The organism is Pseudarthrobacter sp. NPDC080039 (assembly GCF_040702335.1).
Classification (GTDB): Bacteria; Actinomycetota; Actinomycetes; order Actinomycetales; family Micrococcaceae; genus Arthrobacter; species Arthrobacter enclensis_A.
Map to the genome: position 1 here is coordinate 126707 of NZ_JBFBKY010000009.1, position 23990 is coordinate 150696.

20 protein-coding genes are annotated in these 23990 nt (G+C 67.0%); 8 read left to right on the forward strand and 12 right to left on the reverse strand.

Annotated elements, in window-relative coordinates:
• Positions 1–103: 103 nt before the first annotated feature.
• A complete protein-coding gene (locus AB0313_RS12535) occupies positions 104–2905 on the reverse strand; it encodes a PEP/pyruvate-binding domain-containing protein (RefSeq protein ID WP_366305825.1) in 2802 nt (933 codons plus the stop codon).
• A 66-nt stretch (positions 2906–2971) separates the two neighbouring features.
• Positions 2972–4012, reverse strand: a complete 1041-nt coding sequence (locus AB0313_RS12540) for a universal stress protein (RefSeq protein ID WP_366305827.1) — start codon at positions 4010–4012, stop codon at positions 2972–2974.
• Positions 4013–4441: 429 nt separating this feature from the next.
• Here AB0313_RS12540 and AB0313_RS12545 point away from each other — a divergent pair, with 429 nt between their 5' ends.
• Positions 4442–5095: an FAD-dependent monooxygenase gene (locus AB0313_RS12545; RefSeq protein WP_366305861.1), complete on the forward strand. Its 654-nt coding sequence runs from the start codon at positions 4442–4444 to the stop codon at positions 5093–5095.
• A 52-nt stretch (positions 5096–5147) separates the two neighbouring features.
• Here AB0313_RS12545 and AB0313_RS12550 read toward each other — a convergent pair whose 3' ends face one another.
• Positions 5148–5789, reverse strand: a complete 642-nt coding sequence (locus AB0313_RS12550) for a copper resistance CopC family protein (RefSeq protein WP_366305829.1) — start codon at positions 5787–5789, stop codon at positions 5148–5150.
• 111 nt (positions 5790–5900) lie between these two features.
• Here AB0313_RS12550 and AB0313_RS12555 point away from each other — a divergent pair, with 111 nt between their 5' ends.
• Positions 5901–7343, forward strand: coding sequence for an NCS2 family permease (locus AB0313_RS12555; protein WP_366305831.1), 1443 nt, complete (start codon positions 5901–5903; stop codon positions 7341–7343).
• A gap of 79 nt (positions 7344–7422) precedes the next feature.
• Here AB0313_RS12555 and AB0313_RS12560 read toward each other — a convergent pair whose 3' ends face one another.
• Positions 7423–8727: a cation:proton antiporter gene (locus tag AB0313_RS12560; protein ID WP_141944056.1), complete on the reverse strand. Its 1305-nt coding sequence runs from the start codon at positions 8725–8727 to the stop codon at positions 7423–7425.
• A gap of 191 nt (positions 8728–8918) precedes the next feature.
• Here AB0313_RS12560 and hutG point away from each other — a divergent pair, with 191 nt between their 5' ends.
• Positions 8919–9908 (forward strand): formimidoylglutamase, encoded by a 990-nt coding sequence (gene hutG, locus AB0313_RS12565; protein WP_366305833.1) that lies wholly within the window; start codon positions 8919–8921, stop codon positions 9906–9908.
• Between the two features lie 25 nt (positions 9909–9933).
• On the opposite strand, the gene AB0313_RS12570 is transcribed toward hutG, so the two are convergent.
• The gene (locus AB0313_RS12570; RefSeq protein WP_366305835.1) at positions 9934–10599 is read right to left on the reverse strand and encodes a response regulator; all 666 of its coding nucleotides are present in this window, start codon (positions 10597–10599) and stop codon (positions 9934–9936) included.
• The gene (locus tag AB0313_RS12575; protein ID WP_141946591.1) at positions 10596–12176 is read right to left on the reverse strand and encodes a sensor histidine kinase; all 1581 of its coding nucleotides are present in this window, start codon (positions 12174–12176) and stop codon (positions 10596–10598) included. Before AB0313_RS12575 ends, AB0313_RS12570 begins: the two co-directional genes overlap by 4 nt.
• A 313-nt stretch (positions 12177–12489) precedes the next feature.
• Between AB0313_RS12575 and AB0313_RS12580 the strand changes: the two genes are divergently transcribed.
• The 4 genes from AB0313_RS12580 to AB0313_RS12595 are packed head-to-tail and all read left to right on the forward strand — an operon-like array spanning position 12490 to position 15978.
• Positions 12490–13500 (forward strand): tripartite tricarboxylate transporter substrate-binding protein, encoded by a 1011-nt coding sequence (locus AB0313_RS12580; protein WP_366305837.1) that lies wholly within the window; start codon positions 12490–12492, stop codon positions 13498–13500.
• Positions 13497–14000 (forward strand): tripartite tricarboxylate transporter TctB family protein, encoded by a 504-nt coding sequence (locus AB0313_RS12585; RefSeq protein WP_366305839.1) that lies wholly within the window; start codon positions 13497–13499, stop codon positions 13998–14000. The genes AB0313_RS12580 and AB0313_RS12585 overlap by 4 nt, the downstream gene beginning before the upstream one ends.
• Positions 14000–15589, forward strand: a complete 1590-nt coding sequence (locus AB0313_RS12590; RefSeq protein ID WP_366305841.1) for a tripartite tricarboxylate transporter permease — start codon at positions 14000–14002, stop codon at positions 15587–15589. Before AB0313_RS12585 ends, AB0313_RS12590 begins: the two co-directional genes overlap by 1 nt.
• Positions 15586–15978 carry a universal stress protein gene (locus AB0313_RS12595; RefSeq protein ID WP_141944072.1) on the forward strand — a complete coding sequence of 131 codons (393 nt, stop codon included), beginning with the start codon at positions 15586–15588 and terminating at the stop codon, positions 15976–15978. Before AB0313_RS12590 ends, AB0313_RS12595 begins: the two co-directional genes overlap by 4 nt.
• A 38-nt stretch (positions 15979–16016) precedes the next feature.
• Here AB0313_RS12595 and AB0313_RS12600 read toward each other — a convergent pair whose 3' ends face one another.
• Entirely contained in the window at positions 16017–16898 is an 882-nt protein-coding gene (locus AB0313_RS12600; protein WP_366305843.1) for a fumarylacetoacetate hydrolase family protein, read from the reverse strand.
• 194 nt (positions 16899–17092) lie between these two features.
• Between AB0313_RS12600 and AB0313_RS12605 the strand changes: the two genes are divergently transcribed.
• Entirely contained in the window at positions 17093–17353 is a 261-nt protein-coding gene (locus AB0313_RS12605) for a hypothetical protein (protein WP_307307677.1), read from the forward strand.
• Positions 17354–17460: 107 nt separating this feature from the next.
• Here the strand turns inward: AB0313_RS12605 and AB0313_RS12610 are convergent, their stop codons facing one another.
• The 5 genes from AB0313_RS12610 to AB0313_RS12630 all read right to left on the reverse strand — a co-directional run bounded on the left by AB0313_RS12610 (position 17461) and on the right by AB0313_RS12630 (position 23873).
• Positions 17461–17706, reverse strand: a complete 246-nt coding sequence (locus tag AB0313_RS12610) for a hypothetical protein (RefSeq protein WP_366305845.1) — start codon at positions 17704–17706, stop codon at positions 17461–17463.
• A 162-nt stretch (positions 17707–17868) separates the two neighbouring features.
• Complete coding sequence (gene hutH, locus AB0313_RS12615) at positions 17869–19461, reverse strand: histidine ammonia-lyase (protein WP_141944086.1); 1593 nt, start codon at positions 19459–19461, stop codon at positions 17869–17871.
• Between the two features lie 112 nt (positions 19462–19573).
• Positions 19574–21271: a urocanate hydratase gene (hutU, locus tag AB0313_RS12620; RefSeq protein ID WP_366305848.1), complete on the reverse strand. Its 1698-nt coding sequence runs from the start codon at positions 21269–21271 to the stop codon at positions 19574–19576.
• A gap of 124 nt (positions 21272–21395) precedes the next feature.
• Positions 21396–22253 (reverse strand): IclR family transcriptional regulator, encoded by an 858-nt coding sequence (locus AB0313_RS12625; protein WP_307307688.1) that lies wholly within the window; start codon positions 22251–22253, stop codon positions 21396–21398.
• Positions 22254–22409: 156 nt separating this feature from the next.
• Positions 22410–23873: a DUF222 domain-containing protein gene (locus tag AB0313_RS12630; RefSeq protein ID WP_366305850.1), complete on the reverse strand. Its 1464-nt coding sequence runs from the start codon at positions 23871–23873 to the stop codon at positions 22410–22412.
• Positions 23874–23990: the final 117 nt, after the last annotated feature.

The following is a 23990-nucleotide window of genomic DNA, read 5'->3' on the forward strand; positions in this document are numbered from 1 at the left end:
AGGTTGCGCTTGCGTTTGTTGCGACTGTCCGCCGGAGTCCAGCCTGTCGGAGCCCATAAGTAAAGACTACGCCCGTACCTGGGGGTCTGGGTGGCTCCCGCAGCTACCTATCCTGCAACGGTCCGTGAGGTTCCGGCACAACGGTTCCCGCACCGCCGTCGACCGTTATTGTTTGCCCGGTGGCAATTGCACTGGTGGCATCCGGAACCCCGACGACGGCGGGGATGCCGTATTCCCTGGCCACGACAGCGCCGTGCGAATTGGCGCCGCCCATCTCCATCACCAGCCCTCCGGCAGTCAGGAACAGCGGCGTCCAGCCGGGATCGGTGGACGGGGCCACCAGGATTTCACCCGGTTCAAGGCGGGCTCCGACAGGATCCAGGATGACACGGGCCACACCGGTCACCGTTCCGGCCGATGCGGGGCTGCCTGCCAGGGCTCCTTCCGCCCCGTTTCCGACGACGGTGCGCACCGCTTCGGGTTCGGTGCCGTCCGAGAGCAGCACCCTGGGGATGTGCCGGCGCCTGAGCTCCCGGTCATATTCCGGCTGCCGTGCGGCCACGAGGGCACGAAGGTCAGGGTCACGGGTCCCGTGGTCGGCGTGGCCGGTCAAGGCCTGGCGGACTTCGCCGAAGTCCAGGAAGAACACGTCGTCAGGCCGGTCAGTCCTGCCCGACTGTGCCAGTTCCGCGCCCACCAAGAGCAGTTGGCGCCGGATTTCAGCGAGGCCAAGAACCAGATGGTACTTGGGCAGTTCGCGCAGGCCGGCGAACAGGCGGGCCCTGTGCAGGGCGGCCCGCACCAGCCTTCCCTGGATCCTGCCCCGTGCAGCGGCCTGGGCAACGAGCTGGTCCACCTGTGCTTCCGCGTCCTCGGCGGCCTTGCTGAACTGGACATCAGGCGCCAGGGCCGGATCCTCCAGCCGGAGGTAGTTGGCAAGGATGCCCAGGATATGCGCCGGGTCCTCCGACCAGCGTGGCAGCCCGAGGTCGATCTCGCCCACGGCCCGGTGTCCGTAGGAGCTGAGGAACCTGGCCAGGGCGGCGTCCAGGCGCGCGGGCAGCTCCCCGGCGTGGAACGCAGCTGCGAGGACGTTGGGTTGGCCGGTCATCAGGACGGAACGGGACTGGGGGTCGTCGCGGATGGCCTTTGCCAGGTCCCACAGCTCCAGGTCCATCTCCGTGGTGACATTGTTCGGCAGCCCTCGGATCACCGGCTGCAGTTCGCTCCACGCCTTGCCGCCCAACAGCTTTCCCGCAAGGCCCAGCATGGCGAAACCCAACGCAGGAAGGGGAAGGATGGCCGGGACGATCCGAAAGAGCCGTGAGCCAAGGAGTGACTCGACGTGGTCCAGCCGCGCCAGGGGTCCGGCACCGGGCCCGGGCGCCAGCGACGCCTCGAATTCCCGCGTGAACCGGTCAACCCGCCGGAGGGCAGCTTCCGGCCGCACCAGGGCATGAAGCAAAGTGCCTGGCACTTTCGCCCGGGCTGCCACAGGCACAACGTGGCGCAGCAGGCCGAACGGGGTCCGCGTGGTTACCGAAAAGGCCGGGTCCTCGAACAGCTGCCGCATGACCGCTGCCGTCCGTGCCTCCATGATGTCGAAAACCCGGGGAACGAGGCGGCGGCCGATGCTGCTGCGGATGGGGGTGGTGAAGTCGACGTAGATCCGCTGCCCGGCTTCGGCGTAGGGGGACGGTCCGCGTCGGGGATCAGGAACGGGAAATCCCGCGGCGGCCGCAACCGAGGACGCGATGAGGCGGACGGCTGCAAGCCCCATGGGCGTGAGCGGCCGGGTGAGCCCCTGCGCCAGGCTGAAGCAAAGATACGCCCGGGTGCCGCCGTACGGGGAACTGCGATACCGGACATTGCCCGCCGCGCCGTTGCTCCGGGGGACCGGGTACAGGGTGGTGATCGGCCTGGACTGGGTGAGCCATAGGCTGCCGGCCCGGTCGATGGCCCACTCGGTGTCCTGTGGGGCACCGAAATGCTCCTGTGCCTGAAGCCCCAGCCGCACCAGCGCGGCAACCTGGCTGTCCGCCAGGCACGCGGCGCCTCGCGCGGCGGGCACTGCCCTGACCCCGGTTCCGCCACCGGGAAGCGCCGTTACCTCCACGCTCTTGTCGCCGACCTCGCGCTCCAGCACCACACCGGTGAGGGCGTCCACCACGAAATGGTCCGGATTGACTGCGCCGGAGACTACAGCCTCACCGAGGCCTGGGGTGGCGTCGATTGACACCTGCCTGCGGCTTCCGGTGAGCGGGTTTGCCGTAAACATCACTCCCGCCGCAGCGGCGTCCACCATGTGTTGGACCACCACCGCAAGGGCCACGCTGGCCGGGTCGATGCCCAGGCTGGCCCGGTAGGCGGTTGCCCGCTCCGTCCACAGCGACGCCCAGCATCGGCGGACCGCATCAAGCACCGCCGGCACTCCCACGACATTGAGGTAGGTGTCCTGCTGCCCGGCGAAGCTGGCAAAAGGAAGGTCCTCTGCTGTGGCCGAGGACCTCACGGCCACTGGAACATCTGGACCCATCGCTGTGTAGGCCCTCTCCACGGCCGCGGAAACCGCCGCCGGGATCGGAGCTGCCAGGATCGCTGCCCGCGCCGTGCCAGCCAGTTCATCCAGTTGGTCCGGCTCCAACCCGGCGCCGCCGGCGGCAAGCGCAGCGTAGACCCCGGCCAGAGCAGGAAGCAGGGGGCCGGAGGCACCGGTTACCTGCCGATAACCGGCGGTGGTCACGCAAAACCCGTCCGGAACAGGCAAACCGGCGGACAACAACTTCCCCAGGTTGGCGGCCTTGCCACCAATCTGCCCCAGCATCCCTGCGTCGACGCGGCCCAGTTCCAGCACCAGCGCGGTGTCCGTGGTGGTGCCGGCCAACGGTGGCCCTTGCTGCTCCATGTCTGCCTTAGGTCCGAAATTCCCTGCGACCGGACGGCTCTGGCGCCCGGTGGGTAACAGTGGGCGTCAGGCGGCGTCACCCAGGATGGGGCCGAACCGTGCGCGGTCAGCCAGCCTGGGATCCTCGCGGTCCGGAACCACCATGACCGGGCCCTTGGCGTGGTGGAGCACGCCGTCCGACGTTGAGCCCAGGAGCATGCCGGTGAAGCCGCCTCGGCCGCGGGTGCCCACTACTACCAGTTCAACGTGCCGGCTTTCCTCGACGAGCACGTCAACGGGGGATCCGTCCTTGAGTTCGTAACCGGCCTGCAGATGCGGGTAGTGGCTGCGGAGCCAGGACATGCCGGCATCAAGGGTGACCCGAATGTCGTCAAACAGGGCCTTCCGGTCCATGGGTGCGGGAACCCAGGCAAGGGAGCCGCTGTATTGGGGAACGGCGCAGACCACGCGGAGGGAGGCACCCAGTCGTTCCGCCTGGTCCGCGGCTTCCAGGACCGCGACGCGCGCCTGCTCGGAGCCATCAACGCCGACCACCACCACGTTCTCCACCGGCCGGTGCCCGGATTTGGCCTGCTCCGCCTTGACGCGGCGGTCCTCAATGGTCTGGCCGAGCCGGTCCGAACAGAACAGCGGGACCGTCACCGTGGGGCATTTGGCGTGGGCAGGCAGGGCGCTGCTGACCGAGCCCAGGAGCCGGCCCACAAAACCGCCCCGTCCCCGGGTGCCCACCACCAGGAGTTCGGCAGTTTCGGAGATTTCCAGCAGGACTCCTGCGGCGTCACCGTTCTCCACGGATGAAGTGACCTCGACGTCGTACGCGGAAACCTTCTCAAGGGCCTGCCTGGCGATTGCCTCGGCCCCCTCGCGGATAACGGAATCATCCACTGTGGCGTAGCCCCCGTCGAGGCCGGAGGCGGCGAAAATGGGCACTGAATAGGCGGTGACGATATGGAGCGGACGACGGCGGCGCTGGGCTTCCCGCGCGGCCCACACCAGGGCGCACTGGCCGTGGTCCGAACCGTCCACGCCCACCACGATGCCGTGGGGAGCGGAAGAGGCACTACCTCCATTCCGGGCCGGATCCGGATGCAACTCTCGTGAGCCCATGGGGGCCGCCTCCTCGCGATACGCCTGATGTTGCGGCTATTCTGCCAGAAAACAGACCGTTCCCCGCGCACTGGCGGCACCGGCACTGCCGGCACGAAAGGACCGTTCCCGTTTCCCACTATTCTCCGTGCCGTACGCCTTAGCAAGCCTGCCCAGAAGGGGATGGCGAAACGTTATCCACAGCCTTTCCACAGCCATGAGGGAGGCGTCTTGACGCCACCGGGGATGTTTTCCTGATGGGGCTATCCACCGCCGCATTTGTTCTGTAGTCTTCAGGACATTGTTGGTCCGGGACGCCAACTGCAACTTCCTGCCAGGACGGTCCCGGCCATGCTCTGCGTCCGTACTTTGGGGGTATCGGGACCGCGCGCCGGCGAGGACGCCGGCAACCGCCGAAAGCTTCAAGGGAGGGAAACTGTAGTGTCAAGCATGCCTGGGGATGCCGGGACCGAACAGACCACCACTGTCATCATTGGCACGGGACTGTCCGGGCTGGCCGTGGCCGCGGAACTGCGCCGCCACGGAGTGCAGTCCATTGTGGTGGACGGCCTGGACATCCTTGGCGCCGGCCAGCCCGCCAATACGTCGTCCCTGCAGCGCTGTGACGCGGCGGACAGCGACACTCTCCGGGAGCGGAACGAAATCCTGCGGCACCTGCGCAATTACGCGGCAAGCCACAGCGTGGATGTCCGGAACAGCACGCGCGCGGTCCAGCTCACCATGCTTGAAGGTCCTGAAGGGGCCACCGCCCCGCAGTGGCAGGTGCACACGCCCACAGGCATCCTGGTGGCCGACCACATTGTCCTGACCCGCTGCGCCCACAGCCAGTTGCGCCGCATGCTCAACGATTTCGGCATCGCCGTTGGGCGGAATGTGGCAGCAGCGATGCGGGCCATCGGCATTTACCTGGTGGGCGTGGGTGAACTGATCACGCCCTCACCCAAGGAAGTGCTGCGCCAGGCCAAGACCGTGGGCCAGGCCATTTCCGCCAAGGTCAATCCGGACGGCGGCCAATCGTCCGGCGCCCCCCGCTCCAACAGCTCCTTCCCGGCAACAGGCGGCTTTGCGGTGCTGACCTGCTGAGGCTTTTCCCGGCTCCTGCCGGGCCTCCTCCGTCCCGTCCTGCGTGCGGGGCCTACTCCCCGCGGTTTTCCCCCACATCCCCGTCGCCGGTCAAGCGGCGCCTGGCCAGCACGCCAAGGGCCACCAAAAGCCCCACGGCGACAACTGCGAAAATCACGATGCTCCATTGGAAGGGCTCCCCTGAGCCGGCAGGTTCCGACGGCTCCTCCGTCACCCCGGGCTTCGCGGTTCCCATTCCCGGAACGGCACCGGCCGTCGTCGGAATCCCCGTTGCCTGCGTTCCGGAGGGGGCAGCACCTGGCTGGACAGCACCGGCGGCGACCGTGAAGGTGAACGTTCCCTCAATGGGGTGCGAGTCGGAGCCGGCCACCCGCCACGCCACCGTGTACGCGCCGGCAGGGCCACCGGACCGGAGCCTTTGCGTGGCCACGTTGCCGACGATCTCGACCGGTCCGTCGGCCCATTCGGTGCCGCCGGCATCCTTGACCGAGAATGACGAACCAATGCCCAGCGGCTTATCGCTGAAGGTCACGGAGACGTCATTCGGCGGGGCCGCCAGCGAAGCCCCCTGCGCGGGGCTGGTGGATTCCGCTGCATCATGGGCGGAGGCCGGGCCGGCCAGGCCCAGCGTTGCGGCGGCAAGAACAAGAAGACCGAGCGCCAGGCTCAGCAACTTGGGACGGACTGGGCGCATGTTTGGGCTGCTCCTTGTGTTGGATTCCTTACAGACTAGGCGAAATTGGCGGCGCGCCCGGGGCCGCACCATTAGGATGCAGGTATCCCCACACACTCCCCCGGAGGACTAATGCTTAAGCAAGGCTCTGCCCTGGACCGGTATTTCAGGGTCACCGAGCGCGGTTCGAACCTTTCCCGCGAGATCCGCGGCGGTTTTGCCACGTTCTTCGCCATGAGCTACATCGTGGTACTGAACCCCCTGATCCTGTCCGGGCCGGACTCCAACGGCACTACGCTCGGATTCCCGGCCGTGGCCGCCGTGACCGCACTTGTGGCAGGCATCCTGACCATCCTCATGGGAGCCTGGGGACGGCATCCCTTCGCATTGGCCACCGGCCTGGGTGTGAATGCCTTCGTCGCCGTCACCGTGGCCACCAACCCCGGGCTCACGTGGCCGGACATGATGGGCCTGGTGGTGCTCTCCGGCGTGACCATGCTGATCCTGGTCCTCACGGGTTTCCGCACCGCCGTCTTCAAGGCGGTGCCGGAGGGGCTCAAGACCGCCATCGTGGTGGGCATTGGCCTGTTCATCGCCTTGATCGGCCTGGTCAACGCGGGGTTCGTCCGCCGTATCCCGGACGTAGCCGGCACCACGGTGCCCGTTGGACTGGGCTTCGAAGGCAAGCTGCTGGGCTGGCCCACCGCCGTCTTCGTCTTCGGCCTGATCCTGACCATCGCCCTGGTGGTCCGCAAGGTCAAGGGCGCCATCCTGATCGGCATCATCACGTCCACGGTGCTCGCCGTGATCCTTGAGATGACCCTGCACATCGGGCCCAGCTTCGACGGCAAAAACTTCAACCCGCAGGGCTGGTCCCTGGTGGCGCCCGCGTTCTCCGGCTGGGCCGCCCCGGACCTTTCCCTGATTGGCAAAGCGAACCCGTTCGGGGCCTTCGGTCACCTTGGGTTCGTCGCTGCCACGCTGCTGGCTTTCGTCATCCTGCTCAGCATTTTCTTCGACGCCATGGGAACCATGGTGGGCCTGGCCAACGAGGCCGGGACGGTGGATGAGCACGGCAACATCCCCGACGTCGACCGTGTGCTCCAGGTGGACGCACTCGGCGCGATCATCGGTGGCGGCGCCTCGGTGTCCTCCAACCAGATCTACGTTGAAGCCGGCGCCGGCATTGGCGAAGGTGCCCGGACCGGCATAGCCTCCATCGTCACCGGCCTGCTTTTCCTGGTGGCCATGTTCTTCACCCCGCTGATCAACCTGGTGCCCTTCGAGGCGGTAGCCCCGGCCCTGGTGGTGGTGGGCTTCATGATGGTGTCCCAGGTGGGCAAGATCGACTGGCAGGACTGGGGCATTGCCATCCCGGCGTTCCTGACCTTCGCCCTGATGCCGTTCACCTACTCGATCGCCAACGGCCTCGGCGCCGGCTTCATCAGCTTCGTCATTATCCGGACCGTCCAGGGCCGCGCCAAAGACATCCACCCCCTCATGTGGGCCGTGGCCGCCGCGTTCCTGCTGTTCTTCTCCATCGGAACCATCGAGGCCGCACTGGGCATGAAGTAACCCCTGCACGCGGAAAGGGCTGGTGCGGCGTCTGCCGCGCCGGCCCTTTTGTTTACACCGGGACCTACATGAGCCGCGCCTAGACCGGAGTGTTCGGCGCGAGTCCTTCGTCCCCGGACACCGCCAGGGCTTTCCGTTGCCGCAGCCGGTCCAGCCGGTTCATCAAAGGGGACGTGGTGGCTCCGTGGATCACGATGGACAGTGCCACCACCAGCCCGATGAAGGACCAGAGCCAGTGCCCCTGGTCAACAAAGTGCCCTTCGCCCAGCACAAAGGCAAGGTAGTAAAGGGAACCGATTCCGCGGATGCCAAAGAAGGACAGGGCGATGCGTTCACGCGGGCCGGTCTTGCCGCCCAGCAGGCCAAGCCAGCCCGCGAGCGGCCGGACCACCAGCAGGAAGGCCAGGGCCACCAGCACTTCCGCGGGCCCGATCCCGGCCAGCAGCCCGCGGGCGATCGCACCGCCCAGCAACACCAGGATCACCACAGTCAGGAGCCGTTCCAACTGCTCCACGTAGGAGTGCAGCACCCGGTGGTAGCCGTGGGTGCGCTCCGCGGCCCGGATGGTCACGGCACAGACGAACACGGCAATGAACCCGTATCCCTCCACCATGTCCGTCAACCCGTAGGCCAGGAACGTCGCCGCCAGGGCCACGAAGCCTTCAGAGTGGTTGGACAGCCTCAGGCTGTCCGCGCGGGCGGAGAAGAACAGGATGGCGAGCAGTTTGCCGGTCAGGAAGCCCACCAGGAGCCCGGCCGCCAACCGCCACACCACGTCCAGCCCAAACCATTCACCGAACCAGGCGGACGGGTCTGCCCCCGCGATGCTGATGGCAATGGCCAGGTACACGAACGGGAAAGCCAGCCCGTCGTTGAGGCCTGCCTCCGAGGTAAGGCCAAAGCGGACCTCATCCTCCTTGTCTGCCCGGTCATCCTGGTCCGCGGGCTCGCCCACCTGAACCTCGGACGCCAGGACGGGGTCCGTGGGGGCAAGGCTGGCGGCCACCAGCAGCGCCGCACCGAGTCCCAGGCCAAGGAACCACATTCCCAGCAGTGTCAGGCCGAGGATGCACAACGGCATGGCAATCCCCAGGAGCCGCCACGTGGTGGACCAGCGCTTGCGCCCCACCGGCCGGTCCAGCGCCAGCCCCGCACCCATCAGCGAAATGATCACGCAGACCTCCGCGAGGTGCATGACGAAGTTGCTGTGCTCCACCGGGTTGGGGTCAGGCAGCGACGGGATCAACGCGAACGCACCAATCCCTGCGCCCAGGAAGACCATGGGCATGGAGAAGGGCATGTCACGCAGCAGCTTGGGCAGCACTGCGGCGATAAAGACGGCTAGGCCGGCCGCGGCAAAGAGGATGTCCGGGGCTTCAAACATAGGGCAGTTCTCCAGCCTGGGTTGGGGCGTGGGTCCGGCGGCAGCGCGCCTGGCTGCTGCGGCGCGGACTTGGTCCCACCCTATCCCCTGCCCATCCCGGCGGGACCTGCCGCCTCCCGCGTTCTTGGATCCCGGACAGCACGACGGCGGCGGTGCTGGTTTTCGTGTACGGCATGCGGTGAGCTTGGGGCATGTCTTTCCAGCTCCCCACCGTTGATGTCCCACCCCAGCCCTGGACCGGAAGGTTCGACGGCGACGAGGCCGCCCACCGCCGCTGGTGGCAGGCGGTGGACATCAACAGGACGCCGGGGCCGGCAGGGGTGGAAGCGGCACCGGACGGGGAACCAGCCACACCAGCAGCCCGTAAGCCGGCCGCCCTGCTGGGATTCGCCAGCGATGAGGGGGTGCGCCGGAACAAGGGCCGGATTGGTGCCGCCGCAGCACCGGCAGCCCTCCGGAAAGCCCTCGCCCCGTTGGCATTCCATCTGGACCGCACCGTGGCAGATGTTGGCGACGTGGTGGTGTCCGGCGGGGACCTGGAAGCCGGGCAGGAACGGCTTGGCCTGGCGCTGGCCGCCCTGCTGGACTCCGGCCACCAGACGGTTGTGCTGGGCGGCGGCCATGAAACCGCCTATGCAAGCTACCTTGGCGTCAGTGCCTCGTCGGCGGTCCAAAGCGGACAGCGCCTGGGTGTCCTGAACCTTGACGCACACTTCGACCTCCGCGACGAGCCCGTGGCCAGCTCGGGAACTCCGTTCCTGCAAATGGCCTGCGCGGAAGGGGACGCGGGGCGCGAATTCCGCTACGCCGTCGTCGGCATCTCGGAGCCGAACAACACCCGGGGCCTGTTCGACACCGCGGAGAAGCTGGCCGTTCGCTACCTGCTGGACGAGGACTGCGAAGCGGACCGGGCCCGGGACTTCGTGGCGTCCTTCCTGGCGGACATCGACGTCCTGTACCTCACCATCGACCTCGATGTGCTGCCCGCCGCGGTGGCACCCGGGGTCAGCGCCCCGGCGGCATACGGGGTGCCGCTGCCCGTCATTTCGGCCGTTTGCCGGCAGGTGGCGCGGAGCGGGAAGCTGCTGCACGTGGACGTGGCGGAACTGAACCCTGAATTCGACATCGACGGCCGCACTGCCCGCACCGCGGCGCGGCTCGTGGACACGCTGCTGCGCTGACGGGCCGGGCCGGTTCGATACCGGGTCAGGCCTTCAGCACGTAGCGCCGCTCAGGCCGCCCCACGCCGTACTTGAGCCGGACGTCCAGGGTGCCCTCGCCATGCAGGTATTCCAGGTAGCGGCGCGCGCTGACCCTGGAGGTGCCCAGTTCCTCGGCCATCTCGGCCGCCGAGACATCTCCGGCGGCAGCATTCAGCGCAGCCTCCACCAGCCGCAGCGTCTCGATGCTGCAGCCCTTGGGCAGTGGGCGTTCGGCACGGTCCAGGCCGAACACCCTGTTGACGTCCGACTGTTCAGCCACGTCCTTGGACGCGTCAAGGATCTGGTAGGCGCTGCGGTAGTGCTCCAGCCGCTCCTGCAGGTCCGTCTGGGAAAAGGGCTTGATCAGGTAGTGGACGATGCCGCCGCGCAGAGCCTTCCGCACGGTTTCCACCTCACGCGCGGCGCTAATCACCAGCACGTCCAGTTCCGGTGCCACACCCCGCAGGCGCTGCATCAGGTCAAGGCCGTTAACGTCCGGCAGGTGGATGTCCAGCAGCACCAGGTCCGGCTGGAGCCGTTCCGTCTCCGCAACTGCCTGGGCGCCGGTGTGCGCCGCGCCCACCACGGTGAAGCCCGGCGTGCGCTGGATAAAGCCTGCATGCACCTTGGCCACCATGAAGTCGTCATCGACGATCAGGACCTTGATCATGGATTGGTATTCCCCCGTTTCAGCACAGCAGTAAAGACAGCCCCATTATCGTTGGCCACCGTCAGGTTCCCGCCGCTGCGGCGGCAGACTACCCGGGACAGCGCCAGGCCGAAGCCGCGGCTGCCGGCCGGGCCCGGTTCCTTGGTGGTGAAGCCCTGGCGGAAGATGTGGTTGGTGGACCCGCCGGGAACGCCCGGGCCGTTGTCCCGCACGGTGACCACCACCTCTCCCCCAGCCTTGCCGTCAACCCGCACCCTGACGGCTGCCTGTGGAAGCCCGGTGACGGCGTCGAACGCGTTGTCCACCAGGTTCCCCACCACCGTGGTGAGGTCCCGGGACAGCGCGTCATCAACTTTGTCCAGCACGGAGGCGGGATCCAGCTGCAGGGCCGCGCCGCGTTCCGTGGCAAGGCTGGACTTGGCGATCAGGAGGGCCGCGAGCGCGGGATCCTTGATACGGCCGGTCACCTCATCGTTGAGCCGGGTGCGGTCCACGGTGGCACCGTTGACGAACTGGACCACGGAATCGTATTCGCCGATCTGGATCAGGCCGGAGATCACGTGCAGCTGGTTGGCGAACTCGTGGGCCTGCGCCCGGAGGGTGTCCGTGGCGGTGCGGGTGGTGCCAAGTTCGTGTTCCAGTTCCGAAAGCTCGGTGCGGTCACGGAGGGTGGTTACGGAGCCGATCACCTTGCCGCGCGACTGGATGGGTACGCGGTTCATCACCACCAGCCTGTCCCCTACGAGCACCAACCGGTCCGGCCCGGGCTGCTCGCGGGTGAGGACCTCCTTCAGGGCGGGTTCGACGGCGAGGCCCGCCACGCGCTTGCCCACACAGCCATCCGGGAGGCCCAGCAGGGCGCGGGCACTGTGGTTGGCCACCGTAATCCTTTCGTGCAGGTCCAGGGCGACCACGCCCTCCTTGAGGCCGTGCAGCATTGCCTCCCGGTTTTCCACCAGGCTGGTGATTTCACTCGGCTCCATGCCCAGGGTCTGGCGCTTGACGCGCCGCGAGAGCAGGAGGGAGCCGGCGACACCCAGGACACTTGCCACGCCCAGGTACGTGAGGAGGTTGGGGACGGCGTCGCCCAGCCGTTCAAGGACCGTTGGGTAACTGCGGCTGATGGAGGCGATTCCGATCATGCGTCCCGTGTCATCCAGGACGGGGACGTGCGCGGACAACAGCGGTGCGGGGGTCCCGCCCACCACTCCGGTCCAGGCCCGGCCTTCCATCACCCTGCTGTCACCGAGCTCCAGCGGCTCACCCAGCAGGCTGGGGTCTGAGGATGCCACAACGGTGCGGTCGACCCTCGCCAGGGCTACCCGGGACGAGCCCGAGACAATGCGCACCGACTCGGCCACTGCAGGCAGCACAGCGCCGCCCCGTGCCTGGGACTCAGGGAGGAGTTCGCGTACCACGGGATTCCCGCCCAGGGCTTCCGCCGCGGACAGCGCCCGCCTGCCTTCGATCCGTTCGAAGGCAGCCGCGGACTGGGCCAGCGAAATGGCCACCACGCCCACCAGGACGGCCAGGACAATAAGCAACTGCAGCAGAAGATACTGCCCGGCAAGGGAGATTCCTCGTCGTCGAGTCACAATGGTCTTCCTGGTATTGGGAGGCGGGCAGGCCGGGGTGTCCGACACGGTTGACTGGCCGTTTGGCGTGCGCGGGAGTAGGGCGCAGGGCCGGGGGTGGGTACCGGGAACTATATCCCAAAGCCCCCGCCAGGGGCGCCGTGGGGTCTTGGAAACGTGTACGCAATGAACACAACTTTCTCTGCGTACACAAGAGTGATCGCCGTCACGGCCGCCCCTAGCATCGGAACCACAAGGCATGGGAACCACAAATCCGCCGATGCTGACCAGGTTTGTTTTGAGAGAAGAGGAACACATGCGCCAGATCCGCGCATTGCGCGTTGCCGCCGTTGCTGCCGGCATCGCCCTGATGGCCACCGGTTGCGGTGCCACGGGCAAGAGCTCCACCGGTTCGGAAAGCACCGGCGCTGCCGCCGGGCCCATCACCGGGCTGCAGATTATGGTCCCCAACTCCCCTGGTGGCGGCTACGACACAACTGCCCGGGCCGCTGCAAAGGTCCTGGACGATGCGAAGATCTCCACCAATACAGAGGTCTTCAACCTGGCCGGCGCGGGCGGCACCGTGGGACTGGCCCGCATCGTCAATGAAAAGGGCAACGGGGACCTGGCCATGCTGATGGGCCTGGGCGTCGTGGGTGCCAGCTACACCAACAAGTCCGAGTCCAAGCTGACCGGGACCACCCCGCTGGCCCGCCTCATCGAAGAGCCGGGCGCCATCATGGTCGGCAAGGACTCCCCCTACAAGACGATTGATGACCTGGTGAAGGCCTGGAAGGCCGACCCCGGCTCCCTCGCCGTCGGCGGCGGCTCCTCCCCCGGCGGCCCGGACCACCTCCTGCCCATGCAGCTTGCCGGCGCCGTGGGCATCGATGCCAGCAAGGTCAACTACGTTGCCTACGACGGCGGCGGCGACCTGCTGCCCGCGATCCTTGGCAACAAGCTTGGCTTCGCCGCCTCCGGTGCCGGCGAGTACCTGAAGCAGATCGAATCCGGCGAAGTCCGCGTGCTGGCCACCAGCGGCGACAAGCGGCTGGACGGCGTGGATGCGCCGACCCTGAAAGAATCCAACATCGACCTCGTCTTCACCAACTGGCGCGGCGTGGTGGCCCCTCCGGGAATCAGCGACAAGGACAAGACTGCCCTGATCGCAGCCTTGGAAAAGATGCACGGCACGGACGGCTGGAAGGAAGCGCTGAAGACGCACAGCTGGACTGATGCCTTCATCACCGGGGACCAGTTCAAGACTTTCCTTACCGAGCAGGACAAGCGGGTTGCGGACGTCCTCACCAAGCTTGGGCTGGCGTGACGCCGCTGGCCACAGGTCTTAAAGGCCGCTCCGAGCTGGGAGTCGCACTCCTGCTCGGGGCGGCCGGCGTCGTCGTCTTCCTGGACGCCAACGGCCTGGTAACCCCATATTCGAAGTCCGACCCCGTGGGACCCAAAACCGTTCCGTTCATCGTGGCCGGAATGCTGGTGGCTTGCGCGGTCCTGCTGGCCATCAACGTGCTGCGGGGCGGCAAAGGCGAAGCGGAGGGCGGCGAGGACGTGGACCTCACACACCCGGCGGACTGGAAGACGGTCCTGCCCCTGGCGGGAGCATTCATCCTGAACATCCTGCTCATCGACTGGGCCGGCTGGGTGATCTCGGGAACCGTCCTGTTCTGGGGCAGCGTCCTGGCGCTCGGCAGCCGCCGCTATATCCGGGACGGACTGATCTCCGCGGCACTGTCCCTGTTGACCTTCTACGGCTTCTACCTCGGCCTGGGCATTGCGCTGCCGGCCGGCCTCCTGGAAGGAATCCTTTAATGGACGTCTGGTCCTCCCTGATGGACGGCTTCGCCACCGCCCTCACCCCCATGAATTTCCTCTACGCCATGATCGGCGTGATCCTGGGTACCGCCGTCGGCGTCCTCCCCGGCCTCGGACCGGCCATGACTGTGGCCCTGCTGCTGCCCGTCACCTATGCCCTGGAACCCACCAGCGCGTTCATCATGTTCGCCGGCATTTACTACGGCGGCATGTACGGCGGGTCCACCACCTCCATCCTCCTGAACACGCCTGGCGAATCGTCGTCGGTGGTCACCGCCATTGAAGGCAACAAGATGGCCAAGGCGGGCCGGGCGGCGCAGGCGCTTGCGACGGCGGCCATCGGCTCGTTCGTTGCCGGCACCATTGGCACGGCGCTGCTGGCGGTCTGTGCACCGATCGTCGTTAAGTTCGCCGTGAGCCTGGGCGCGCCCAGCTACTTCGCCATCATGGTGCTGGCCCTCCTGGCCGTCACCGCCGTCCTGGGGTCCTCCCGGCTGCGCGGGTTCGCCTCCCTGGGACTCGGCCTGGCCATCGGCCTGGTGGGCATGGACTCCGTCACCGGCCAGCGCCGCCTGACGTTCGGCCAGCCGCTCCTGGCGGACGGCCTGGACATCGTGGTGGTGGCCGTCGCCATCTTCGCCGTGGGCGAGGCCCTCTGGGTGGCGGCACACCTGCGCCGCACTCCCCTGCATGCCATCCCCGTGGGCCAGCCCTGGATGGGCAAATCGGACTGGAAGCGGTCCTTGAAGCCGTGGCTGCGCGGTACCGCCTTCGGTTTCCCGTTCGGTGCCCTGCCGGCCGGCGGGGCCGAGATCCCCACGTTCCTGTCCTATGTGACGGAAAAACGCCTCAGCAAGCACCCGGAAGAGTTCGGCAAGGGTGCCATCGAAGGCGTGGCCGGTCCGGAAGCAGCCAACAACGCTGCGGCCGCCGGCACCCTGACCCCCATGCTGGCGCTGGGCCTGCCCACGAACGCCACCGCAGCCGTGATGCTCGCCGCCTTCACCAGCTACGGGATCCAGCCGGGTCCCCAGCTCTTCGAAAGCCAGGGGCCCCTGGTCTGGGCGCTGATTGCCAGCCTCTTCATCGGCAACCTGCTGCTCCTGATCATCAACCTGCCGCTGGCCCCCTTGTGGGCAAAACTGCTGCAACTGCCCCGCCCATACCTGTACGCCGGCATCCTGTTCTTCGCCACGCTGGGCGCCTACTCGGTGAACCTGCAGGCGTTCGACCTGGTGATCCTGCTGATCCTCGGCGCGCTCGGGTTCATGATGCGGCGCTTCGGGTTGCCCGTACTCCCGCTGATCCTCGGCGTGATCCTGGGTCCGCGCATTGAAGGGCAGCTCCGCAAGACCCTGCAACTGAGCGCGGGTGATCCGGCGGGACTCCTGGGCGAGCCGATCGCCGTCGGGATCTATGTCATCATTGCCGTCATCCTGCTCTGGCCCTTTGCCTTCAAGCTGATCCGGCGCAACACTCCGGTTGCCGCTCCTGCCGGCGGGGCGGCGGCCCTTGCCAGGGAAGCCGATGATGCGGTCCACTCGAACCACGATGCCGTCTATTCCGACCATAAGGAGCAACCATGACCGTCGTTGTGGGATACGTCCCCACCCCCGAAGGCGAAGCTGCCTTGACCCAGGCCATCACCGAAGCCCGGAAGAACAACAGCACGCTGGTACTGATCAACTCCTCCAAGGGAGAGGCGGCAGTGGATACCCGGTTCGCGCCCGAAGGCGGGATCCAGGACATCGAACGGCGGCTGGCCGGCGAGGGCATCCAGTACGTGATCAAGCGTCCGGTCCGGGGCCACGACGCCGCCTCCGAAGTCCTGGACGCGGCCGAGGAACACAAAGCGGACCTCATCGTGATTGGCCTGCGCCGCCGCACACCGGTGGGCAAGCTGATCATGGGCAGCACGTCGCAGCGCATCCTGCTGGAAGCCGACTGCCCGGTCCTTGCCGTCAAGGCGGGCTAGGCCGAGCAGGCGGAGCAGGCCGACTGAGCCATGGCCGGCTAAACCGTAACGGCCGCCGGCGTCCGGAACAATTCCTGGCGCTGGCGGCCCAGGCCCTCCACTTCCACTTCCACAACGTCGCCGGGCTGGAGGTAGGGGAAACGGCCGCTGAGGGCCACGCCCTGCGGCGTGCCTGTGAGGATCACGTCGCCGGGTTCCAGCCGCATGTACTGGCTGCAGTGGTGGACCAGGGTGGCGGCGTCGAAGATGAGTTCGGACGACGACGAATCCTGCCGCGGCTCACCGTTGACCCAGCTGCGCAGCCGCACATTGCCGCCGTCGATCTCCCCTGCCGGAACCAGCCACGGGCCCAGGGGTGTCGAGCCAGGCAGCGACTTGCCCTTGGTCCACTGGCCGGCCGCTCCGGGCAGCTGGTACTCACGTTCGGAGAGGTCATTGGCTGTGACGTAGCCGGCAATGCAGTCGGCGGCCTCCTCCGTGGAGCCGAGGTAGCTGGCTTCCCTGCCGATCACGATGCCCAGCTCAACTTCCCAGTCGTACTGGGAGGAGCGGGGCGGGAGAGGAGCCGGGTCATAGGGGCCGGTGACCGTGTTGGTGGGCTTGAGGAAGACGACGGGAACCGTGGGCGCGGCTGCACCGGATTCCGCAGCATGGGCGGCATAGTTCATCCCGATACCCACTACTGTGCCGGGGCGGGCCACCGGAGAACCAACCCGGAGCGAAGCGGCACCGTCCAGGACCGGCAGCTCGCCCGCTTCCAGTGCGGTACGGACCCTGCCAAGGCCATTGGCAGCAAGGAATGCCCCGTCCACGTCTGCGGTAAGCGGCAGCAAACTGAAATACCGGTCCGGGCCATCAACGGAGGAAACCAGCACGGCCGGCTGTTCTCGGCCGCTTTCGCCCAGGCGCATGATCTTCATACCGAATTCTCCTCAAGGTCTTGGTGGGGCTTTCGGAGCCTGCGACGGCCCCATTCCATGGTGGGTGATACCCCGCCACGCCTGCGAACGAACACTTTATGACCGCTGCTGGAAGGACGGACATCTGACATATGCCCGGAGCAGCCGGTAGAATATGGGAGCCACCTTGGCACGAAAGACAGAAAGTTCAGTACATGACTACAGCCACTTTGGAGCGGATCCCCGCCGCTGCCGGCCAGACGGAAGGACCGGCACTGCGGTCCATCAGCCTGGAGTTCTCCAGCGCCAGCGAGGTTCACGCCGGACTGGAAGAGGCCGTCGCCGAACTGATTGAGGTCGCCGCCAAGGACGCCGCCTGCGGCATCCTGGTTACCCGGCTGCACCCGGGACACTACACGGTAGCCCTTGACGAATCAGTACCCTTCGGCGAGACCTACGAGTCCATCGCCGCCTGACACCCGCGGAACCGCCGCTACGTCCCATGAGTCCCCGCACCGGGCGCCGGCAACAAAAATCCCCGCAGGCCGTTGGCACTGCGGGGATTTTTTGGCTTCCGGCGGGACTACGCGCGGCGAACCTGCACGCCGTCGGACTTGAGGAAAAGTTCCTTCTCCGCCGGGCCTGAGGGTCCGGCCGGCACCAGCCAGAGGACATTGCCGCTCTGCGATACCTCTTCCACTTCCCCGGCTGCCACCACATGCGCATGCTTGATGATCTCGACGCGGTCTCCGGTCTGGAGGGATTTCCAGTTGGATACCGCGGCGGAATGGGCATGGCGCCTCGACAGGACTGCCCCACGTGCTTTCATTTGAACTTCTACCCCTTTGTATCGTTCTGCCGCCACAGCTTCTTCGATGTGACTTTCACTACACCTTCAGTTCTACTACACTCCCGGCGCCGCGGTGGGCCGCGGCGCCGGAAATTCCGCCCTTCGGACAGAAGCTGTGCAGGCGCTGAAGATTCTTCGGTTTCAGGCGAGCGGCCCGACGGCGGATTCCGCCGCACGAAGCACCTCACCTGAGGCGACCAGCCGGTCAGCCGCCTCCAGTTCCGGGGACAGGAAGCGATCGGTCCCCGGCCCTTCCACCACCGCACGCAGGGCCGCCACAACGGCAGAGCCTGCCGGTCCCGGCGTCAGCACGCCACCCGACAGCTGCGTGCGGATGTCCAGTGCACGCGCCGACGTCACCAATTCGATGGCCAGGACGCGGCGGAGGTTCTCCACGGCCTTGCGCAGCTTCCGCGCCGCATGCCAGCCCATGGACACGTGGTCCTCCTGCATGGCTGAGCTCGGGATGGAATCCACGGAGGCCGGAACGGCCAACCGCTTGTTGTCGGACACCAGGCCCGCCTGCGTGTACTGCGCAATCATCAGGCCGGAATCGACTCCCGGATCCGCGGCGAGGAAGGCAGGCAGCCCGTGGGAACGGGCAGGGTCCAGCATCCGGTCCGTCCGGCGTTCCGCGATGGAGCTGAGGTCTGCCACGGCGATGGCAAGGTAGTCCAGGACATAGGCCACCGGCGCTCCATGGAAGTTGCCGTTGGAGCTGACACGGCCGTCCGGCAGGACGACAGGGTTGTCGATGGCAGCCGCCAGCTCCCTGGTGGCCACCAGTTCGGCGTGATCAACGGTGTCACGTACGGCACCGGCAACCTGCGGGGCGCAGCGCAGCGAATAGGCGTCCTGCACCCGCGAGTCCCCCACCTTGTGCGAGGCGACGATCGGGGAGTCCGAGAGCACCCTCAGCATGTTGTCAGCGCTGGCCGCCTGGCCGGGGTGCGGCCGAAGTGCGGAGTGCAGCTCGGGCAGGAACACCTGGTCGGTGCCCAGCAGCGCCTCGACGCTGAGCGCAGCGGTGATGTCCGCCGTCGCCAGCAACTGGCGAAGATCCGCAATGGCCATCAGGAGCATGCCGAGCATGCCCTCGGTCCCGTTGACCAGCGCCAGCCCTTCTTTCTCAGCGAGGGTGACCGGCTCGATACCATGTTCTGCCAGCAGCTCCGCGACAGGTGGCTCTCCACGGCCGCCGTACGTGACGCCGTCGGGCCCTTCCGCTTCTCCCTCACCCATGAGGACCAGGGCGCAGTGCGACAGCGGGGCAAGGTCGCCGGAGCAGCCCAGCGAGCCGAACTCGCGGACCACGGGCGTGATCCCGGCGTTAAGGACGTCCACCATGGTCTGCAGGACGACGGGACGGACGCCGGTGCGGCCGGAGGCCAGGGTCTTGGCGCGGAGGAACATGATGCCGCGGACCACTTCGCGCTCCACCGCAGGGCCCATGCCGGCGGCGTGGCTGCGGATCAGCGACTTCTGCAGCTGGGTGCGCAGCTCGTTGGGGATGTGGCGGTTGGCCAGCGCACCGAAGCCGGTGGAGATGCCGTAGGCAGGGGTGTCGCTGGAGGCGAGGTCGTCGATGTGGGCGCGGACCTTGGCGACGGTTTCCAGGGCTTCGGGCGCGATGGCCACCTTCGCATCGTGACGTGCGACGGCGAGCACATCCTGGGGTGTGACGCCGACGGACCCGAGGGTGACGGTCAGTGGTTCGTGGGTAATGGCTGTCATTGAAATTCCTTGAAGAGGTCCCATCGACTGCTCCGTAATGGTCGTTTTAGGGACTCTAAACGACCATTACGGAGCAATCGATGTGGGGCTTGGCCTGGTGAGCGGACGGCGGTTACTGGTTTTCCTGCATGGGGATGCGGACGCCGCGTTCCTTGGCGACGTCGAGCGCACGCTCGTAGCCGGCGTCGGCGTGGCGGATGACGCCCATGCCGGGGTCGTTGGTGAGGAGGCGCTCGAGTTTCTGCGCGGCGAGGTCCGTGCCGTCGGCGACGGAGACCTGGCCTGCGTGGAGGGAGCGGCCGATGCCGACGCCGCCGCCGTGGTGGAGGGAGACCCAGGTTGCACCGGATGCGGTGTTGAGCAGGGCGTTCAGCATGGGCCAGTCGGCGATGGCGTCCGAGCCGTCGGCCATGGCCTCGGTCTCACGGTAGGGGGAGGCGACCGAGCCGGAGTCCAGGTGGTCACGTCCGATCACGATGGGCGCCTTGACCTTGCCTTCCTTGACGAGCTGGTTGAAGAGCATTCCGGCCTTGGCGCGTTCGCCGTAGCCCAGCCAGCAGATGCGGGCCGGCAGGCCTTCAAACTCCACTCGGTCCTGGGCGGCGTCGATCCAGCGGTGCAGGTGCTTGTTCTCGGGGAACAGTTCCTTGATGGCCTCGTCCGTGACGCGGATGTCCTCGGGGTCGCCGGAGAGGGCCACCCAGCGGAACGGTCCCAGGCCCTCGCAGAACAGCGGCCGGATGTAGGCCGGGACGAAGCCGGGGAACTCGAAAGCCCGGGCGTAGCCGCCCTTGCGGGCCTCGTCCCGGATGGAGTTGCCGTAGTCGAAGACCTCGGCGCCGGCGTCCTGGAACTCGACCATGGCCTGGACGTGGCGGGCCATGGAGGCCTGGGCTTTCTTGGTGAAGCCCTCCGGATCGGCTTCAGCCTCGCGGTGCCACTCGTCAACCGTGATGCCCTCGGGCAGGTAGCTCAGCGGATCGTGGGCCGAGGTCTGGTCAGTGACGATGTCGACGGTAAGTTCGCCGGCCTTGTGGCGGCGCAGGATCTCGGGGAAGACTTCGGCGGCGTTGCCCACGTAGCCCACGGACCAGCCGCGGCGTTCCTCCTTGGCCTTGAGGACCTTGGCGATGGCGGCGTCGAGGTCCGTTTCCACCTCGTCCAGGTAGCGCTTGCCGGCGCGGCGGCGCAGGCGGGTTTCGTCGACGTCGACAATCAGGCAGGCGCCCTCGTTCAGGGTGACGGCGAGCGGCTGGGCGCCGCCCATGCCGCCGCAGCCGCCCGTGAGGGTCAGCGTGCCGGCGAGGGTGCCGTTTTCGTCGCCGGTCAGCTTGCGGGCGATGGCGGCGAAGGTTTCGAAGGTGCCCTGCAGGATGCCCTGGGTGCCGATGTAGATCCAGGAGCCGGCGGTCATCTGGCCGTACATCATCAGGCCCTCGGCCTCGAGGCGGCGGAACTCGGGCCAGGTTGCCCAGTCGCCGACCAGGTTGGAGTTGGCCAGGAGCACGCGGGGGGCCCATTCGTTGGTGCGGAATACGCCCACCGGCTTGCCGGACTGGACCAGGAGGGTTTCGTCCTTTTCCATGGTTTCAAGGGTCCTGGTGATGGCGTCGAACGCGGCCCAGGAACGGACGGCACGGCCGGTGCCGCCATAGACCACGAGGTCATCGGGGCGTTCTGCGACCTCGGGGTCAAGGTTGTTCATGAGCATGCGCAGGGGCGCTTCGGTCTGCCAGGACTTTGCGGTGAGCTTGGTGCCGCGGGCTGCTTTGACCGGGCGGGCACCGGTGGTGAAATCGGCGGGTGCCATGGTGGGCTCCTTCTGGTGATTTTCTGGTGGAGGAAGAACTTCTGTATCAACTAAAGCCCCTCAACCACGGCCTTCACAGGGCTTTCCGCGCTGTTGTGTCCGGTATTCCAGACGACCCACCGGCCTATTTGAGGGGGCGTCCGTGAATGCGGACGGAGAGTTCATCCGCCACCTTCTGGACCCGGGCGGCCAGCACCGGCCACTCCTCCGCGGGCAGCTTGTCCTCCAGGAAGGTGACAGCGACGGCGGCGGTGGGCCAGCCCAGATGGTCGGTAACAGCGGCCGCAATCGAGCCAAAGCCCGGGGTCACTTCCCCATGTTCGGTGGCGTATCCACGCTGGCGGACCTGGTCCAGGTGCGAGGACAGCGCCGAATACTTCATGATGGCCCCCTCCACCTCGTGCCGGGCGGTGAAGGCCGCGGCGTTAGGGTAGAGCGCGCGCACTTGCGATTTAGGCAGCGCGGCCAGGATGGCGCGGCCGCTGGCGGTGAGGTGGCTGGGAAGGCGGACGCCGACGTCGGTCACCAGCGACGGCCGGTTCTTGGCCCGCTCCTCCACGATGTAGAGCACGTCGCGCCCGTGGAGGACGGCAAGGTGCGCGCTCTCGCCGATAGCGTCTACAAGGCTTGCAAGCAGAGGGCGGCCGAGTCGCGACAAGGGTTCCTGGCGGGAGTATGCGGAACTGAGCTCGAAGGCGCTGATGCCCAGCCCGTACCGCTGCTCCTCATGGAGATGGAGGACAAAGCCGTTGGCTTCCATTACCCCCAGCAGGTGATAAACACTCGACCGCGGCAGGTCCAGGCTGGAGGCGATCTGGGAGGCCGCCATGGGCCCCCTTCGTGAAGCCAGCAGCTTGAGGATGCGCAGGGTGTTTTCCGCGGCTGGAACTTTTGATGGCGCCTTGGCGGACGCCCGGGGCGCCTGGGCTTCGGCGTTTGTTATTGCGGCGCTCCGTGTTGCCGCGCCTAGTGCAGTGCTCATGGAGTGGAAGGATCTTTCTGGCTAGCTGTCCGGTATCCCGTACTTAAGCTTGCGCCCTCGGGCGCCGTTGGTGCAGAGCCAATTCAACGTCAGGTGTCTGGGCTCCCAGACACGCCACTCCGGTAGCAGGACGGAACCCCACTGGCGGCCGGGACGTTAGGCGTAAGCGCGCAGGAACCGCTCCAGGGCATCCTCCCAAGGCGACCCTCGGTGATGAACGACGTCGATGCCGCCGGCTGACAGTCCCTCGGGCCATCGTGGCGGTTCCCAGTCCTGGTGTTCGCTTGTGTAGTGGCGGCCGGTGGGTGAGGTCCAGCCGGGTGGTTCGTTCCTCGTGGCCGGGATTGGTTTCCAGCCGGTGGTGTGGCGCAGCTTGTGGTGTTTCGGGCAGGGCTGTCCCAAGTTGCTGATCCCGGTGGTCCCGCCGTTGGCCCAGGCAAGGATGTGGTCGGCGTCGTTGTCCAGGGAGTTGTTGCTGCACCCCGGGAACGGACACTTTCCATCCCGCATCCTCAACCAAGCCCGCATCGCCCCGGTCACCCGGTAGCTCGTCCGCCCGATTTCCAGCGGCGCCCCGTCCCGGGGATCCACCAACACCCGATAAAACGACCCCGCCCCGTTCGCCACCAGCTCCCGTGCCATCGACGGCGGAATGGGCCCGTACCCGTCCAGCATCGCCGGTTCATCGGTCACGCCCGTCAGGGAAAACACCGGAACGGTGACCAAAACCTGGGCGCGGATCGGTGACGACGGCCGGGATGCAACTCCTTCGACGGACCCGGCTGCTGTACCGCTGCCTTGGGTGATACTGCCGATGCCAAGGACCGCATCGGCGAAGTTGTCGGCCCGCAGCTGTGGCATGCTCCGGCACTCGTCCGGCCCCTGCTGGGATCTAGAGATAGCAGTCAGCCGGTTCCACCCGGCCAGCGCCTGGTCCGCGGGCAGGCAGGCGGAGAGCCAGGCCATCCCGTCCTGGTCCGGCCGGAACTCCACCCGCCGGTCCGCCACGGACTTGGCATGGCGTTTCTCAATGCTCTCGGAGTGGTGGCGTTCCCGCCAGGTGCGGGCCTTGGCTCTGAACCGGTGCGCCGGCATCTGCCCCACTGGGCACCCCCGCGCCGCGTCGGGGGCGTCCGGGTCAAGGAAATGCGCTTCCAACGCCGCGGCGCCGTCAGCATCCAGACACGCGGCCTCGTCCGCCATCGCCACCGCGTGCTGCCATGACAACACCCCGGCCTGCAATCCCGCCAGGGTTCGCGGCAACACCGTAGTTACCGCGTGGGAAGTGGCAAGGAACGTCGCCGCCGCCCGTGGACCCAACGCCAAAACGCATCCGATCTCCGCCGCGGCGGCCATCTCCTGCGCCTGCACCAGCGCATCCGGCCCGGCAACAGCATGGGCAGACTCCGCGTACGTCACAGCAGCCTTCGCTTTCAAAGCTGCGATCCCTGATTCCGCCTCACGGGCACCGGCAAGAATGTCCAGGCAACCATCCGCCAAACCAGCCAACGGATCCGCCACCGAAAACGGCTCGAGACCGGAACCATCCACCTCCGCACGAAGCACAGCAAGGGCAGCCCGGATCCCCTCATATGCCCTCGCCACCGCTGCCCTTCCCATAAACACATCATCGCGCGGGGGTCTGACAGTAATGATGGAATTGGCTCGTGCTGCGGTGTGACTCTGGGTTCTGACTGACGCCCTCGCGAAGGGTTTGTCTTGTGAATGATCTGCCCA